This is a genomic window from Rhizobium leucaenae USDA 9039 (genome assembly GCF_000426285.1).
Taxonomy (GTDB): Bacteria; Pseudomonadota; Alphaproteobacteria; order Rhizobiales; family Rhizobiaceae; genus Rhizobium; species Rhizobium leucaenae.
In genome coordinates this window covers 470,829-485,605 of the sequence record NZ_AUFB01000001.1, presented here as the reverse complement: position 1 = coordinate 485,605, position 14,777 = coordinate 470,829, and the positions used below count along the sequence as shown (strand labels likewise).

The 14,777-nt window shown below is 59.5% G+C and carries 16 protein-coding genes; 14 read left to right on the top strand and 2 right to left on the bottom strand.

Annotated elements, in window-relative coordinates:
- Positions 1–25: 25 nt before the first annotated feature.
- Together K290_RS33685 and K290_RS33680 are read right to left on the bottom strand one after the other, a co-directional pair.
- Positions 26–1,078, bottom strand: coding sequence for a chemotaxis protein CheB (locus K290_RS33685; protein WP_051263918.1), 1,053 nt, complete (start codon positions 1,076–1,078; stop codon positions 26–28).
- A 101-nt stretch (positions 1,079–1,179) separates the two neighbouring features.
- The gene (locus K290_RS33680) at positions 1,180–2,406 is read right to left on the bottom strand and encodes an MFS transporter (protein WP_202595623.1); all 1,227 of its coding nucleotides are present in this window, start codon (positions 2,404–2,406) and stop codon (positions 1,180–1,182) included.
- A 370-nt stretch (positions 2,407–2,776) separates the two neighbouring features.
- Between K290_RS33680 and K290_RS37800 the strand changes: the two genes are divergently transcribed.
- From K290_RS37800 to K290_RS0102215, 14 genes are all read left to right on the top strand, one after another.
- Positions 2,777–3,022, top strand: a complete 246-nt coding sequence (locus K290_RS37800; protein ID WP_051263917.1) for a hypothetical protein — start codon at positions 2,777–2,779, stop codon at positions 3,020–3,022.
- Between the two features lie 386 nt (positions 3,023–3,408).
- A complete protein-coding gene (locus K290_RS0102275) occupies positions 3,409–3,903 on the top strand; it encodes a sigma-70 family RNA polymerase sigma factor (RefSeq protein ID WP_037134656.1) in 495 nt (164 codons plus the stop codon).
- Positions 3,904–4,066: 163 nt separating this feature from the next.
- Positions 4,067–4,294 (top strand): DUF982 domain-containing protein, encoded by a 228-nt coding sequence (locus K290_RS38915; RefSeq protein ID WP_161631235.1) that lies wholly within the window; start codon positions 4,067–4,069, stop codon positions 4,292–4,294.
- A gap of 262 nt (positions 4,295–4,556) precedes the next feature.
- Positions 4,557–4,874 carry a DUF2934 domain-containing protein gene (locus tag K290_RS33675; RefSeq protein WP_051263916.1) on the top strand — a complete coding sequence of 106 codons (318 nt, stop codon included), beginning with the start codon at positions 4,557–4,559 and terminating at the stop codon, positions 4,872–4,874.
- Positions 4,875–5,061: 187 nt separating this feature from the next.
- Positions 5,062–5,844 (top strand): nucleotidyltransferase family protein, encoded by a 783-nt coding sequence (locus K290_RS0102260; protein WP_154668547.1) that lies wholly within the window; start codon positions 5,062–5,064, stop codon positions 5,842–5,844.
- Entirely contained in the window at positions 5,834–6,559 is a 726-nt protein-coding gene (locus K290_RS0102255; protein ID WP_028750368.1) for a metallophosphoesterase family protein, read from the top strand. The genes K290_RS0102260 and K290_RS0102255 overlap by 11 nt, the downstream gene beginning before the upstream one ends.
- 89 nt (positions 6,560–6,648) lie before the next feature.
- Positions 6,649–9,051: an FdhF/YdeP family oxidoreductase gene (locus tag K290_RS0102250; RefSeq protein WP_028750367.1), complete on the top strand. Its 2,403-nt coding sequence runs from the start codon at positions 6,649–6,651 to the stop codon at positions 9,049–9,051.
- 26 nt (positions 9,052–9,077) lie between these two features.
- Positions 9,078–9,683 carry a c-type cytochrome gene (locus K290_RS0102245; RefSeq protein WP_081670176.1) on the top strand — a complete coding sequence of 202 codons (606 nt, stop codon included), beginning with the start codon at positions 9,078–9,080 and terminating at the stop codon, positions 9,681–9,683.
- On the top strand, positions 9,680–10,678 hold the full coding sequence (coxB, locus tag K290_RS0102240; RefSeq protein ID WP_028750365.1) for a cytochrome c oxidase subunit II: 999 nt from the start codon (positions 9,680–9,682) through the stop codon (positions 10,676–10,678). Before K290_RS0102245 ends, coxB begins: the two co-directional genes overlap by 4 nt.
- Entirely contained in the window at positions 10,675–12,588 is a 1,914-nt protein-coding gene (ctaD, locus tag K290_RS0102235) for a cytochrome c oxidase subunit I (protein WP_028750364.1), read from the top strand. The genes coxB and ctaD overlap by 4 nt, the downstream gene beginning before the upstream one ends.
- The gene (locus K290_RS0102230; protein WP_028750363.1) at positions 12,585–13,187 is read left to right on the top strand and encodes a cytochrome c oxidase subunit 3; all 603 of its coding nucleotides are present in this window, start codon (positions 12,585–12,587) and stop codon (positions 13,185–13,187) included. The genes ctaD and K290_RS0102230 overlap by 4 nt, the downstream gene beginning before the upstream one ends.
- Positions 13,187–13,495: a hypothetical protein gene (locus tag K290_RS37690; protein ID WP_037134779.1), complete on the top strand. Its 309-nt coding sequence runs from the start codon at positions 13,187–13,189 to the stop codon at positions 13,493–13,495. Before K290_RS0102230 ends, K290_RS37690 begins: the two co-directional genes overlap by 1 nt.
- Positions 13,483–14,379, top strand: a complete 897-nt coding sequence (locus K290_RS33670) for a cytochrome c oxidase assembly protein (RefSeq protein ID WP_037134653.1) — start codon at positions 13,483–13,485, stop codon at positions 14,377–14,379. Before K290_RS37690 ends, K290_RS33670 begins: the two co-directional genes overlap by 13 nt.
- Before the next feature lie 64 nt (positions 14,380–14,443).
- The gene (locus K290_RS0102215; RefSeq protein WP_425337580.1) at positions 14,444–14,773 is read left to right on the top strand and encodes a c-type cytochrome; all 330 of its coding nucleotides are present in this window, start codon (positions 14,444–14,446) and stop codon (positions 14,771–14,773) included.
- Positions 14,774–14,777: the final 4 nt, after the last annotated feature.

Below are 14,777 nucleotides of genomic sequence, written 5' to 3'. Positions count from 1 at the left end.
GCTATCGAGCCGCCGAGACGGCCCATTACGACTTCGGCTTCGTTCCCGCTCGCATCTCCAGGTCGATGACCTCCGACCCGCTTTCGTGAGGATCCTTATCTTCCATGCCCTGAAGAATCGCCGTGCGCAAGACATCTACGTGCTTCCGGTATTCTCTCGCCCGCTCTTCATGCATTTCCGCCATGCCCAAGCGATTGGCCTTCGTCGCGTCCTTTGCCATGCGGCTGACCAAAGCCGCGCGTTCCTCGACGATTCGCAGTGCGACTCGCATCGCTGTCTCGACGGACTTGCGCTGTTCCGCGATCAATGCCTTGGCGCTATAGGCATGTCCGATCTGGCAGCGAAACCGCAGGGGTTTTGAATGCACCTCGGATAGAACACCGCCGCAGTCCGGACATGTCAAGGGGGAAGGATCGGCTAGTTCCTTGATTTTGGAGGTGTCCGACCAGCCGCCTGCCGCGATCTCCACTTCGATCCTGACGCTTGCCGGCAATGGCTGTCCTTGTCCCGCCGGCTCGGACGCGAAACGAATGATCGCCTCAGCCAATTCCGCGGATGCCGCGCTGAGATCGACGGGGGTGGCGTCCAATGCCGACATCGGCATTTCAGGCGTCATCGCATCCTGCGGGGCTTGAACGAGAGCGATGCCGCCGGCTTGTTTTATCGTCGCCAGGCCGGATGCGCCATCGTTCATGTTGCCACTCAGAATGACACCGACGGTTCTCGGGCCATAAGAAAGAGCGGCCGAGCGGAAGAGCGAGTCGATCGAGGGGCGAGCGAGATTTTCGCGCGGCCCGTTCCCCAGGGCCAGCCTATCCTTTATCACCAGCAGATGGTGATTGGGGGGAGCAAGATAGACTTGGCCTGGAAGGATGGCATCGCCATCCTCAGCATTTTTCACGGGTAAATTGGTGGAAGCGGAAGCTACCAGCCTGAATATTCCAGCGCTGTTTGCGGGAATGTGGACAATGATGAGCACCGCCGCCTCGAGATTGCGGGGCAGGGCGGCTAGTATGGTTCTCAGAGGATCGGACGATCCGGCCGATCCGCCGATGACGATGATGTCGCGATTAGCCATCACACCTCACATGGAGAGGAAACCAGCGGCAACAGTCTTTGTTCCGTTCGCCACAGCCCGATGACGCCGGGCCATTGGCGGGAGAGCTTGGCAATGCGTGGTCATCCCCGCGCGTTTTTGCCCTGGATTGCCGATCTCCTTTCAGCCACCAGCGCAAACACGGCAAGAACGGTGATCAATGCGGCGAGGGAGATGTGCGCGACAATCGAGCTCGTGAGGGTGGAGAGCAATCCGATTCCGATGACCGGAAGAGCATTCCCGCTGTAGACTGCGATCAGGTAGCTTGAAACAACCTCACTGCGCTGATTGGAGGGAGCGATCGTGTTGATGAGATCGAGACTGCCGCGATAGCCCAGAGCCCCTGCAATGCCGCCGAGCGTCGTGGCAACGAACAGCAGTGGCAAGGATTTTATCAACTGTGCCGCGACGAGCAGCCACGTACCAACCGGCAGCAGCAACAATGCGGCCAACATGGCCGTCCGGCTTGCCAATCCTCCGGTCAGCCCGACCGCAATGACCGCGACTGCAAATAACTGGAAAACCACAGCGCCCGATAGGGCAGGCGAGGTCTGATGCAGGCTTTCGGACAACAGGCTCGGGATCAAGGCGGCGTAAAACCCGATCAACGCGAATATGACAAATCCGGTCAGAGCCGGAGACACGAATTTCGGCCTGATTTCCTGCGGCAAACCGAGTCTCGGCTTTACCGAGATTTCGCGCAGATGCTTTTTTGGATTTGCCACGGTTTCAGGCACGAAGGTAATGACGCCGGCGATCCCGACCAGGAGAACAAGATATAGGACATAGGAGAGGCGGAGCGGCCAGGGCGCGAACTCGGCGAGCAGTCCGGAGGCCAGCGGCGCCGCGGCGAGGCCGGCAAAATTGGCTGCAGAGGCTATTTTCGCGGTGGGGAGCTTGTTCTTGCCCGCCGATAGTTCAGCGATCCATGCGGTTGCGGCACCTGCGGCAAGGCCGGTAGCAATTCCGCTGAGGATCCGGGCAGCAAAGAGCCATGTCACGCTGCTCGCAAAAGCAAAAAGGACCGTGCTTGCTATGCCGAAAGCGATCGCCGGCAGGGTGATGCTTTTGCGTCCGATCTGGTCGGACAGGCGGCCAAGGATCAGCAACGCCACCAGGTTTCCGAGAACATAGACCGCATAAATCAGCGTCAGGACAAGACCGGAAAACGAAAATGCGGCTCGATAAAGAGGGTAGAGCGGCGTCGGCAAAGTTGCGCCGATGAAGATGACGGCGAGCTCCGCCGCAACGGCAGCCACCGCGACGAACGGCGGGAACTCGCGATCCTTTGCATGGTGCATAAGAGCCATCGGTTGGATCCTTTTGGCTGCTGTCAGGACGTGGGGCGCGCACCATGCAGCTCGAATCTAGCTCAGTTCCGGAACACGAGCGTCAGTGCGGTCTTTTCAAGCAGAAGCTCAATCGGCGGCAATCATTCGCTGGTGGCGAATGGCCTACCTCTGAAACGGCAGGGAACGTCTCGCGGTGGAAAATGTTCCCGAATTGCCGGATTGTTTGGATGCTTGCAATCGCTCCAATCATCCCGACTACCTCGAATTCTTCGAAAGCCTCGGAACCAATCGGTGTCGGACGCTTTGCTCAGAAGGTGCGGATAGAATGTTTGATGTCGAACAACGGCCCACCTCGTGAGAACGGAGCTCAGCGATAGGAGGCGAGCACATGTCGAAATTGGACAATCCTAGCGGAAAAGACGCGGCCGATGTCCACAAGGATGCGAAAGGCCAATATCGCAGGCTCATCAAGAAGAGCGATAACAACGGCGTCGCCAGCGCCAAGCCGAAGGTGATTACCGGGTCGGATGACGCAACGGTGAACAAGAGGCCGCCTGGCCAGAAGAAACCGGAGAAGGACTGGGATCTCAACTACGACCCTGCCGATATGAACGAAGGTAAATACCGGGGCTAACCGTGTATTTTAGCTGATCGGGAACTTAAGGACGGGATGTCGGTTCGGAAGCTGGATCGCGTGGAATTCGTCCCTTCCTGCTTGGCCCCTGTCGCCACCTGCGCGGTCCACCTCTCTCGCCTTCAGGTTATGCCGAAGAAATTTCTGAACCTGGACGGAACAAGCTGCAATTCGCTTCGTTCCTTAGTGGATGCGGAGAGCGCTTGACAAAGTCTGAAGGGAGTTCAGGCGCAATCGCGGCAACTCGCTCAATATTGTTGGAATGATCCGATCGGCATCCGCAGGGATATCGATCACGGTGGTCGTGGCGCTTGCATTCGCGGGGCGGTGCAACGTCGCGTCAATCGCGCCGATGGCGCGGCTAGAAGGAGAGCGTTGTGCACGACATGTCCCGATCGGCCGACCTAGAGGCTGAAATCGTAAATCTCATTCCGGCTCTTCGCGCCTTCGCAAGAACCTTCCATAGGAACTCTGCCGACGCCGATGACCTGGTTCAGGAAACCTTGACAAAGGCGCTTGCCAATCTTGGGCAGTTCGATCCGGGTACACGGCTGAAATCCTGGCTTTTCACCATTATGCGCAACACATTTTGCACGAAGTTCCGCATAGCCAAGCGCGAGTCGCCTGGCGTCAAGAAATGCGTCTCCGGCTTCGGCGTGGAAGCGCCATCGCAAGAATGGACAGTCCGCGCGAAGGAACTGGAACGAGCCTGCAACCTGTTGCCGGAGCCCTATCGGGCGGTGCTGGAATATGTGGTCATCGAGGGTCGCTCCTACGACGATGCGGCGGAAAAGTTCGGCTGTGCGATCGGTACCGTCAAGAGCCGCATCAACCGGGCTCGCCAGCAGCTCGCCGCCCAACTCGATGAGGACTTCGGCTGACATCGCCGAAACAGCCGCCTTTCAATCCCTAGAAACGATCTGACGCAAAACGCCCTCGGACAATTCGTTTCTGCCTGCCGAACATCGCCTCTCCGACAGCTAAGGAGGAGCAGGTGAACGAAATCATCGATGTCAAATTCAAAATGCTCTGGAACGCACCGGTTTGCGTGGCGACAGGCGATCGGATCGCCTCGTTCATGCACGGTCCGGAAGAGCGATCCACTACCTGTGTGTCCAGTGGCCGTCCGCAAGAGGCGCATCCCATGCGCGGGCCAAAGAAAAATGCTTTGCCGCCGTTTCGCATCGGCTGACCGTCGAGGCTGCGCGCGAGGCTTTTGTCACGGCGTGTCAGGATGCGCATTTGATCCGGGACGGCGCAGTGTCGCAGTGAACGCGCCGGCCGCAAGGCATGTTAAGAAAAAGCTCCAGCAATCGAAGAAGGCGGGAACATTCACCGGATGCGATGGTTCGAGCTCGCTCAATGCGGCCGATCGGGGAGAACTACGGTGAGAGCGCCAACGGGGATATCGGTGAACGGCCCGATGGCCGGTGTCACCGAGACTGAGTTCTTCGAGCGTGCGGGCCAGCATACTGGCACATCAACACGCCCGCCAAGACTGAATTTTCCTTAAACCCTAGTGATGGAGAAGAAAATGCAAGATCAAAGGGACGAAAAAATCCGCCTTCGCGCCTATCAGATTTGGGAGCAGGAAGGACGGCCGGAAGGCAAGGATATCGACCATTGGCATCGTGCCGATAGCGAGATCGAGCAAGAGCAATACCAAATGCAAGCCGAGCAGGATTCGAGACCCTCCGACACCGAGGAAACGGAATCGGCGACGCAGGCCGTGCGGACACCTGAGGCGCCCCCGGCTCTGTCGACCAATCAGGCGAGTGCGAAGCGCCAACGTGCCCCGCTTTCGGGTTCGGTCGCGGAAAACAATCGAGGCGCAGCAAGGTCCAAAAGCTAACGCGGCAGCATGTGCTCCGAGACGAGACGGCCTGTGATGGCGATGAATTGAAATCGTCATACGGCCTGTGGGGAGCATCATGGAACAACCGTCTGCTGACGGTGTTGATCCCTGTGGGTTTCTGCGAAGCGGTGATCAGATGATTGCTCCGACGGATATGGATCGAGACGGCACAGGCAACTTGCTGATGGAGGCAAAGGCCGTGCCTCAATTGATCGATCCGGAGGCGGAGCCGTTTGTCGCTGCGGCCGTCAACGATCTTGCGGAATCGCAGATCCCATTTCTCGTCGCCGGCACCTATGCCGTCAGCGCCTATACCGGAATTTCCCGCCCCACCAAGGATTTCGACGTCTTCTGCAAGGCAGGCGACTATGCGCGCATTCTCGCGCATTTCCAGACCAAGGGGTACTCGGTGGAGGTCGAGGACGAACGCTGGCTGGGCAAGATTTTTAAAGGCAGGCACTTCTTCGACGTGATCTTTGCATCCTCGAACGGCACGATGCCGGTCGGCGATGACTGGTTCGCGGATGCGAGGCAGCTTGAGATGTGCGGCCGCTCCGTCCGCCTCGTCGGCCCGACGGAGCTCATCTGGTCGAAATGCTTCGTGCAGCTTCGCCACCGCTATGATGGCGCCGATATCGCCCATGTGATCCTGAAAGCCCACGATAAGATCAACTGGCAAAAACTGCTGGGATATCTTGAGGTGAACTGGGAAGTGCTGCTGATCCAGCTTCTCAACTTTCGCTGGATCTATCCTTCCGAGCGCGACAAGATTCCGGATTGGCTGATGGATGAACTGCTCGACCGCCTGAGCGCGCAGCGCGATTTGCCTTTGCCGCAGATGAAGATCTGCCGCGGCCGGATGTATTCGCGGATCGACTTCGAAATTGATGTGGAGGAGTGGGGCTTTGCCGACGTAAGCGGCGACGGAGAATTGCGCACTGAAGAGGAGAATGAGCATGGCCAATGATCAACGACGGAAATTGAGAATTGCCGCCGTTGCCGATCTTCATGTGAAGGAAGATCGCGAACAATCCTACAAAGCTCTTTTCGCCGATATTTGTGCGGTGGCCGACGTGTTGGTTATCGCCGGTGATCTGACCGACCTCGGCAAGCCGAAAGAGGCCGAATTGCTTGCCGCCGACCTGCGCAACTGTACGGTGCCGGTCGTGGCGGTGCTCGGCAATCACGATTATGAAAGCGGCGCCGTCGACGAGGTGATGGCCATTCTCACAGATGTCGGCGTGAAGCTTTTGAACGGCCGCGCCGTCGAGATCGAGGGCGTTGGCTTCGTCGGTGTGAAAGGGTTTGCCGGAGGGTTTGGCCGCTACATGCTGAGTTCCTTTGGAGAGCCTGCCATCAAGGCGATGGTTGCCGAAAGCGTCGACGAAACGATGCGACTGGAAAACGCTATGCGTCAGGTCCGGGCCAGTCGCTCCATGGTGATCCTGCATTATGCGCCGATTACGGAGACGGTCGTCGGCGAACCGCCGGAAATCTTCCCCTTTCTCGGCTCATCGCGGCTTGCTGAGACGATCGACCGCTTCAAGGTCGATGCGGTCGTCCATGGACACGCACACCGGGGCAGTTATGAGGGCCGCACACCTGCCGGAGCCCCGGTCTTCAATGTCGCCGCCCACATCGAAAAACCGACCGGCAAGCCTTACGCGCTCATCGAACTTTAGCGACGGTCGCGGCTGAGGCCGACTGTCGCCATCGGCAGGGAACAGAAGAGCTTGTTGTTGGTTCTTTGTGGGAATCGAGGATCTTCATCATGGCTACACAACCGAGAAACGACCCAGCGAATACATCCCGCAAAACCACGGCAGGTGGATGGGGTTCCGCAAAATCGGTGAGTAGAATTCTGCTCCGGGAGCATATTCCGATCGCAGGCCCATCCCTCTTGGCGCATCAGAACAAGCCCGATGGTTACATGTGCGTGAGTTGCGCGTGGGGCAAGCCTGCCAAGCCCCATCCTTTGGAATTTTGCGAAAATGGCGCCAAGGCCACCAGTTGGGAGGTCACCAACCGACGGGCGGATCGCGCCTTCTTCGCGGCACATACGCTCACCGAGCTCGAAACCTGGCCCGACCATGATCTCGAAGAGCAGGGACGTCTGACGCATCCCATGCGCTGGGATGCCGAAACGGACAAATACGTGCCTGTCAACTGGCAGGACGCTTTCGAAGAGATCGGCCGCGAATTAAGGGCGATGCCTCCTGAGAAGGTCGATTTCTATACGTCCGGCCGTGCATCGCTCGAGACGGCCTACATGTATCAGCTGTTCGCGCGCATATTCGGCAGCAATCATCTGCCGGATTCGTCGAACATGTGCCACGAGAGCACATCGGTCGCACTGCCGGAAAGCATCGGCGCTTCGATCGGCACGGCCATTCTGTCCGATTTCCAAAATTGCGACTGCATCTTCTACCTTGCGCAGAACGTCGGCACGTCCTCGCCGAGAATGCTTCACGATCTGCAGGATGCCGTCAGCAGGGGCGTCAAGATCGTCACCTTCAACCCGCTTCACGAGCCGGGGCTGCAGCATTTCGTCAATCCTCAGATGCCGGGCCAGATGCTCACCGGCAAGGACACGCCAATCTCCTCGGAATACTATCAAGTCAAGAACGGCGGCGATATCGCGGCACTGTTCGGCGTGTGCAAGGCGCTGATCGAGGCTGACGACGCACTCAAGGCGTCTGGGACCAGCAAGGTTGCGGGAACCGACGCGATACCGGACGATCCCTCCGATGCCGGAACGGTAGCCTTTGCCGCAGCGATGGCGGCCGCCGACAAGAAGCACGTCCTCGACCACGATTTCATTCGTCAACATACCGCGGGGTTCGAGGAATTCGCTGCAGCCGCGCGAAAATACGATTGGGCCGAGCTGGAACGTGTCTCCGGCCTGACGCGAGCCCAGATGCAGCAGGCTGCTTCGACCTATGCCAACTCGAACGCGGTTCTGATGGTCTATGGCATGGGCCTTACGCAGCATGTCATGGGCGTTCAGAATGTGCACATGGTCGTCAATCTCGCGCTTCTTCGCGGCAATATCGGCAAGCCGGGAGCCAATATTTGCGCGGTACGCGGTCACTCGAATGTGCAGGGCCAACGCACGGTCGGGATCACCGAAAAGCCGGGTCTCGTACCGCTGGACAAGCTGGCCACGCTTTATCAATTCCAACCGCCGGAGTGGATCGGCCACACCACGGTCGAGACATGCAAAGCGATCCTTCAGGGCGAGGCGCGGGCGTTCGTCAGCCTCGGCGGGAATTTCCTGCGGGCTATTCCCGAAACCGTCGCGATGGAGAATGCGTGGCGAAACCTGCGTCTGACCGTGCAGATCGCCACCAAGCTCAACCGCAGCCATGTCATTCACGGCGAGATCGCCTATGTCCTGCCGTGTCTCGGTCGTATCGAGATCGACGAACAAGCGACCGGCCCACAGGCTGTGTCGGTGGAAAGCTCGGTCGCGCATTTTCATGGTTCGCGTGGAAGAGCCAAGCCCGCTAGTCCGGAATTGCTTTCGGAGCCGGCGATCATCGCCGGCATGGCAAGGGCGACGCTGACCAAGGGTGTCGTGCCCTGGGACCGCTGGGTGGATGACTATTCGACGATCCGCGACGCCATCGAGCAAACTTATCCGGAGACCTTCAAGGATTTCAACAAGCGCATGTTCCACCCCGGTGGCATTCCAAGGCCGCTGCCGGCGCGGGAGCGCAAGTGGGTCACCCGCAACGGCAAGGCCAATTTCATCACCCCTGACCGCCTGTTTCCGGAGTTTTCACTCGGTGCGCAAAGCGACGATGTCCTTCATCTCGCCACGTTGCGTTCCAACGATCAGTTCAATACGACGATTTATGGCTTCAGTGACCGCTATCGCGGTGTCGAGGGAACAAGGCGTGTCGTTTTCGTCAATACGGCCGACATTGCACGCCTGGGTTTCAGCAACGGCGAAGCCGTCGATCTGGTGACGGCGATCGATCCGGAGACGGAGCGCCGGGTTTCAGGGTTCACAATCATGGCCTACGACCTTCCGGAAGGATGTTGCTGCGCCTATTACCCGGAGGCCAATCCCCTGTTTCCATTGGACCATCATGACACCAAGGCGAAAACGCCATCCTACAAGTTGTTGCCGGTGCGCCTTGTCCGCTCTGGCGTAGCGCCCGCTCATTGAAGCCCGCACAGGTTGGAACATCGAACATGTCGTGGGAGGTAGGTAGAGAAGCCTTTGATCGCGCGTTTCTGATCGCGACCTTTCTGGTGGCCCTCGGCGTGGCCGCCCTCATCGGTGATGCCCGCGAAGCGCGACAATATCGAACCGATCCCCCCGTCGGCGCCGCCTTGGACGAGCTGCGCCTGATGCCGAACGGTATTAGCGGCACGCCCCCGGAAATCTACTTCGCCCTCGGCAAGCCCTACGAGGAAACCGCTTACGATCTCAGCCAGGGCAAACGGCTCTACTCTTGGTTTGGCTGCGCGGCATGCCACGGCGACGGGCGCGGCGGGGTCGGTCCCTCCTTCCTCGATGGCTGGTGGCTTTATGGCCCGGAGATGGTGTCGATCGCAGCCTCCATCCGCGATGGCCGCTCGCATGGAATGCCGGCTTTTCGCGACAAGATGACAATCGATGAGATCTGGCAGCTCGCGGGCTATGTCCAGACAATCGGTGCATATAGGGCCAAGATCACAGCGCCGAGCCGTAATGACGACAAGCAGACGCGCCCGGCGGAAAACCGTGCGCCGGCGGCAATCCTATTCGAAGAAGGCCCTGTCGGGATGAACCCCGAGCAGGGGCCGTCACCTTGAAAGCGGGGGCTGCCGTTTCCCTGTTCCTTTCGGCAATCCTGATTGCAGGATGCAACGGTGCGCAGTCGGCTTTGAACGCCGAGGGTGCTTCGGCCGTTCAGCTCAAACATCTCATCACCGGGATCGTGATTGTCTGCTCTGTGGTATGGGCGGTGGTCATGATCGTTCTGATCTTGGCATTGTTGCGATCCAGGACGCTGCGGCAGGATCCAAGCCCCGAGAGCGAGCGGCGAATGGGAAAGATCGTGACCGCGGCGGTGGCAGCGACGGTGCTGATCATTGCCGGTCTGACGGTTGCGAGCTTTTATGCGACCCGTGGTCTCAGCGCGGCTCAGGATGCCGATCTGACGATCAAGGTGCGCGGCCAGCAATGGTGGTGGCAATTCTTCTATAACGAGTCCGACCCGGCCAAGGCGTTTCAGACGGCCAATGAGATGCACATTCCGGTCGGAGTGGATATTCGCATCCAGCTCGAAAGCACGGATGTCATTCATTCTTTCTGGGTGCCGAGCCTCGCGGGCAAGCGCGACCTCATTCCCGGCCGGCAGAACACCATAACGATCCGAGCGGACCGCCCCGGCGTTTATCGCGGTCAATGCGCGGAATTCTGCGGACTTCAGCACAGTCACATGGCGCTGTTCGTCATTGCCGAGAACATGACCGACTATCAGCGCTGGGCTGCAGCACAGCGCGACAACGGCGCATCGCCGACGGACCCGGAAGCGATTGCCGGCAAGGCTCTCTTCATGCGCAAGCCCTGCGCCGCCTGTCACACCATACGCGGCACGGAAGCATCGGGGTCGACCGGGCCGGATTTGACCCATGTCGGCAGCCGCCAGACGATTGCGGCCGGCCTGCTCGACAATACACGCGGTTCGCTCGCCGCATGGATTGCCGATCCCCAGACGCTGAAACCCGGAAACAACATGCCGATGGTTCCGCTCTCCAGCGACGAACTGCGGCAGCTTTCCGCCTATATGGAAAGCCTGCGATGACAAAGGACGACAAACCGACGCAACCGACGGATTTGATGTTCGGCGACGACGAGCTCGAACGGCGGCTTTCGCAGACCTGGATGACCCCGGCCGGCATTTGGGGTGCCCTCACCACCGTCGATCACAAGATCATCGGTCGCCGCTACATCGCCACCGCATTTGTCTTTCTCGCCATGGGCGGCCTGCTGGCGCTTGCGATGCGGCTGCAATTGGCGCGGCCGGAGGCGCGCTTTATCGGTCCGGATCGCTATAACCAGATATTCACGATGCACGGCGCGAACATGATGTTTTTGTTTGCCGTGCCCGTCATGGAAGCCATGGCGGTCTATCTCGTGCCGCTCATGGTCGGCACCCGCAACATCGCCTTTCCGCGCTTGAACGCCTTTTCCTATTGGATTTTTCTGGCAGGCGGCCTGCTGTTATGGATCTCGTTTGCCCTGGATACCGCGCCCGATGTCGGATGGTTCGCCTACGTGCCCCTCTCCGGACCGCAATACGGCGCCGGCAAGCGCGCGGACCTCTGGGCGCAGATGATCACCTTCACCGAGGTTTCGGCATTGGCCGTCGCGGTGGAAATTGTCGTCACCGTCTTCAAGCAGCGTGCGCCCGGCATGTCTCTGGACCGCATTCCGCTGTTCGTCTGGTCGATGGTCGTCACGGCTTTCCTCGTCATCATGGCTATGCCGGCAATCATGCTCGCCAGTTCATCGCTGATCATGGACCGCCTGATCGGAACACAGTTCTACAATCCCTCCGAGGGCGGTGATGTGCTGCTGTGGCAGCATCTGTTCTGGTTCTTCGGCCATCCCGAGGTCTATATCATCTTCCTGCCGGCCGTCGGCATGGTCTCGACGATCATCGCGACCTTCTCGCGCCGCCCCGCATTCGGCTATCTTCCGCTGGTGATGGCTTTGATCGCCACGGGGATATTGGCTTTTGGCCTCTGGGTGCATCATATGTTCGTGGTCGGGCTGCCGCGACTCGGCGAGAGCTTCTTTACCGCCTCCAGCATGGCAATCGCCATTCCCGCGGGCGTCCAGATATTTTGCTGGCTGGCGACGCTGTGGGCCGGCCAACCCATGTTCAAGACGCCGATGCTGTTCGTCCTCGGCTTTCTCGTGACTTTTGTCATTGGTGGCCTGACCGGGGTCATGGTCGCGTCGGTGCCGTTCGATACCCAGGTGCACGACACCTATTTCGTCGTCGCGCATTTCCATTACGTCCTGGTTGGCGGCGCCGTCTTTCCCTTGCTCGGCGCCATCTATTACTGGTTTCCGAAGATGACCGGCCGGATGATGAGCGAGACGCTTGGCCGCTGGGCGTTCGGGCTGATCTTCATCGGCTTCAATCTGACATTCTTTCCGATGCATATTCTGGGGCTCGAGGGCATGCCGCGGCGCATCTACACCTATCAGCCGGAAATGCCCTGGGCCGGCATGAATATGTTCGTCAGCCTGAGCGCCGTCATCCTTTCGCTTGGCTTCCTCGTCTTCTTCATCGATGTCCTCCGCAGCGCTCGATCCGGCCAGATCGCAAGCGAGAACCCCTGGGGTGCCTCGACGCTCGAATGGGCGACATCATCACCGCCGCCATGCTTCAATTTCCGCCGCATACCGGTGGTCGGCGCCCGCGATCCATTGTGGGCGCAGCCGGATGAGCTCACGGTGGCGGCCGGATTGCGCACCGACCGGCGAGAACTGATCGTCAGCAGCGTCGTCGAGGCGCAACCGGAAGCCAGCGAATCATCGCCGCGAAATTCGATCTGGCCGCTCTTAGCGGCTCTTGCCACCACGGTGATGCTGATCTGGTCGATCTTCTCGCCCTGGGCTGTCGTATGGGGATCGATTCCGATCGGGATCACATTGACGGGTTGGTTCTGGCCGAAGCAGACGCCGGAGGATGAATCGTGAAGGAGCGCGTCGTACTCGATGTTTCAAGGCTGCCACCACATGGCATGGGTACGGCGAGCCCGACCTGGTGGGGAACCTGCGCCTTCATGCTGATCGAAGGTTCCGGCTTCGCATTGGCGATCGCGGTCTATTTTTACCTGATGAGTATCGCCCCGCAATGGCCTATCAAGGCGCCGGCGCCGGGGCTTGTTCCCGGAACGGCCCTGACAGCGATACTGCTGGTAAGTGTCGTGCCGAATATCATTTTATCTCGCTGGGCGCGGCAAAGAGATCTGCTGAAGGTGCGCATCGGGCTTGTCGTCATGTCGGTGCTCGGGGCGGCACCGCTGGTCCTGCGCGCTTTCGAATTCACCGTCCTCCACGTGCGCTGGGACGACAATGCCTATGGCACGATCATATGGACCATGTTGGGTCTTCACACGACCCACATCATCACGGACCTGATGGATACGATAGTGCTGACCTGCCTGATGTTCACGGGGCACGCCGACAACCCCCGGCGCTTCGGCGATGTGCAGGATAATGCGATGTACTGGAACTTTGTCGTGGTGGCTTGGATTCCCTTATACGCATGCATTTACTGGGTACCACGCCTATGATGACCGCGGCGACAAAATACGGGGGATTGGTCCTTGCCCCCCTTATATGGGCTATCAACACCCAACTCGGCCAAATCTTGCCCTATGTCGATTGTAGCCGTCGCACATATTGGTCGCTTCTCACATCTGCCGTTGCTATCGCCCTTGCGGTCACCAGTGCAGTGGTGCCACAGGCCAGTTCCACGCAGGAGGAGGCCCGAACGGCACTGTTCATCCGCCATCTCAGCGTTCTGGTCGGGCTCGTCTTTGCCTTCGCGCTGATGCTGCAGGGGGGAGCCACATGGCTCTTGAACGCATGCGAACACTAGGCGCTTTCATATTTCTGCTGATGACCATGCGGCAGGCTGCTGCGCACGGTGCGGAAGGGCATCTATTCCATTCGGAGTGGACGATCGATCCGTGGATCGTAACACCGTTGACGATCGCCGCTCTTCTTTATGGCCGAGGCTCCTGGAGGCTGTGGCGACGCGCCCGAACGAGCCGGCCCGTTGTGGGCAAGCGCGCCCTTTGCTACTGGGCGGGCTGGCTGACACTCGCGGGCGCACTCGTATCTCCGCTGCACTGGCTCGGCGAGCAACTTTTTACGTTTCACATGATCGAGCACGAAATCATCATGGCGATCTCCGCTCCGATGATTGTCATCGCGCGGCCTGCCGGCATGTTCTTGTGGGGCCTGCCGGACCGATTGAGGCGCTGGATGGGGAGGACGATGAGAAGACGTTCAGCGCAGATCACCTGGCGGTGGCTGAGCGGAGGAACCAATGCCACCCTGCTGCATGCCGTCGCCATATGGGCCTGGCACGCGCCTGTCCTGTTCGACGCTGCCGTCAGCGATGTCACGTTGCATCGTCTGCAGCATCTGAGCTTCTTCGCCACTGCTGTCCTTTTCTGGTGGTCGATCTTCTGGCGCAGCCATCACGGCGTTGCCGCGTGGCATCTTTTCCTGACCATGCTGCACACCGGGGCTCTCGGTGCCCTCATGGCGCTTGCGCCGCGCGTCCTTTATGTCGAGCAGACGCATGCTGCGGCAACATGGTGGCTCACGCCGCTGGAGGACCAGCAGCTCGCCGGAATGGTTATGTGGATTCCAGCCGGGACGATTTATGCCGGCGCGGCACTCGCAATGGCTGCGCTATGGATCGCGAATGCCGGCCGGGGAGTGGATCATGTTCAGCGCATCCGCCCTTTATAGATATCGCAATGCCTGGGTGGGCGCAGCAGCCATTGCGTTGCTCTGCGCTCTGATCGGCACGAACATGGCAAAGAACTCGGAGCAGCGCCGAGAGGCCGCGCGCGCGCTCACCGGCGGCGGCGATCCCTCCCGTGCGCCGCCGATCTTTCGTCGATACGGCTGCACCGGATGTCACCAAATCCCCGGAATAGCCGGTGCGGACGGTCAAGTGGGCGGCGCCCTGTCGGGTCTTCAAAAGCGAGTCTATATCGCCGGCGTGGTCAACAATACGGGCGACAATCTTGTGCATTGGATCGTGTCGCCACAGGATTTCTCGCCCAAGTCCGCCATGCCGAGAACCGGGATTTCGGAAGCCGAGGCGCGCGATGTCGCAGCCTATCTCTACACCCATTAATCCG

What these genes read in the sequence shown, in the direction of transcription:
- K290_RS0102215 (WP_425337580.1), top strand. Translation starts at nt 14,444, where the DNA reads ATGGCAAAGAACTCGGAGCAGCGCCGAGAGGCCGCGCGCGCGCTCACC.
- K290_RS0102260 (WP_154668547.1), top strand. Translation starts at nt 5,062, where the DNA reads ATGGAGGCAAAGGCCGTGCCTCAATTGATCGATCCGGAGGCGGAGCCG.
- K290_RS37800 (WP_051263917.1), top strand. Translation starts at nt 2,777, where the DNA reads ATGTCGAAATTGGACAATCCTAGCGGAAAAGACGCGGCCGATGTCCAC.
- K290_RS33670 (WP_037134653.1), top strand. Translation starts at nt 13,483, where the DNA reads ATGCGAACACTAGGCGCTTTCATATTTCTGCTGATGACCATGCGGCAG.
- K290_RS37690 (WP_037134779.1), top strand. Translation starts at nt 13,187, where the DNA reads ATGACCGCGGCGACAAAATACGGGGGATTGGTCCTTGCCCCCCTTATA.
- K290_RS0102275 (WP_037134656.1), top strand. Translation starts at nt 3,409, where the DNA reads ATGTCCCGATCGGCCGACCTAGAGGCTGAAATCGTAAATCTCATTCCG.
- K290_RS0102250 (WP_028750367.1), top strand. Translation starts at nt 6,649, where the DNA reads ATGGCTACACAACCGAGAAACGACCCAGCGAATACATCCCGCAAAACC.
- K290_RS33685 (WP_051263918.1), bottom strand. Translation starts at nt 1,078, where the DNA reads ATGGCTAATCGCGACATCATCGTCATCGGCGGATCGGCCGGATCGTCC.
- K290_RS0102255 (WP_028750368.1), top strand. Translation starts at nt 5,834, where the DNA reads ATGGCCAATGATCAACGACGGAAATTGAGAATTGCCGCCGTTGCCGAT.
- K290_RS33680 (WP_202595623.1), bottom strand. Translation starts at nt 2,406, where the DNA reads ATGGCTCTTATGCACCATGCAAAGGATCGCGAGTTCCCGCCGTTCGTC.
- K290_RS0102245 (WP_081670176.1), top strand. Translation starts at nt 9,078, where the DNA reads ATGTCGTGGGAGGTAGGTAGAGAAGCCTTTGATCGCGCGTTTCTGATC.
- ctaD (WP_028750364.1), top strand. Translation starts at nt 10,675, where the DNA reads ATGACAAAGGACGACAAACCGACGCAACCGACGGATTTGATGTTCGGC.
- K290_RS33675 (WP_051263916.1), top strand. Translation starts at nt 4,557, where the DNA reads ATGCAAGATCAAAGGGACGAAAAAATCCGCCTTCGCGCCTATCAGATT.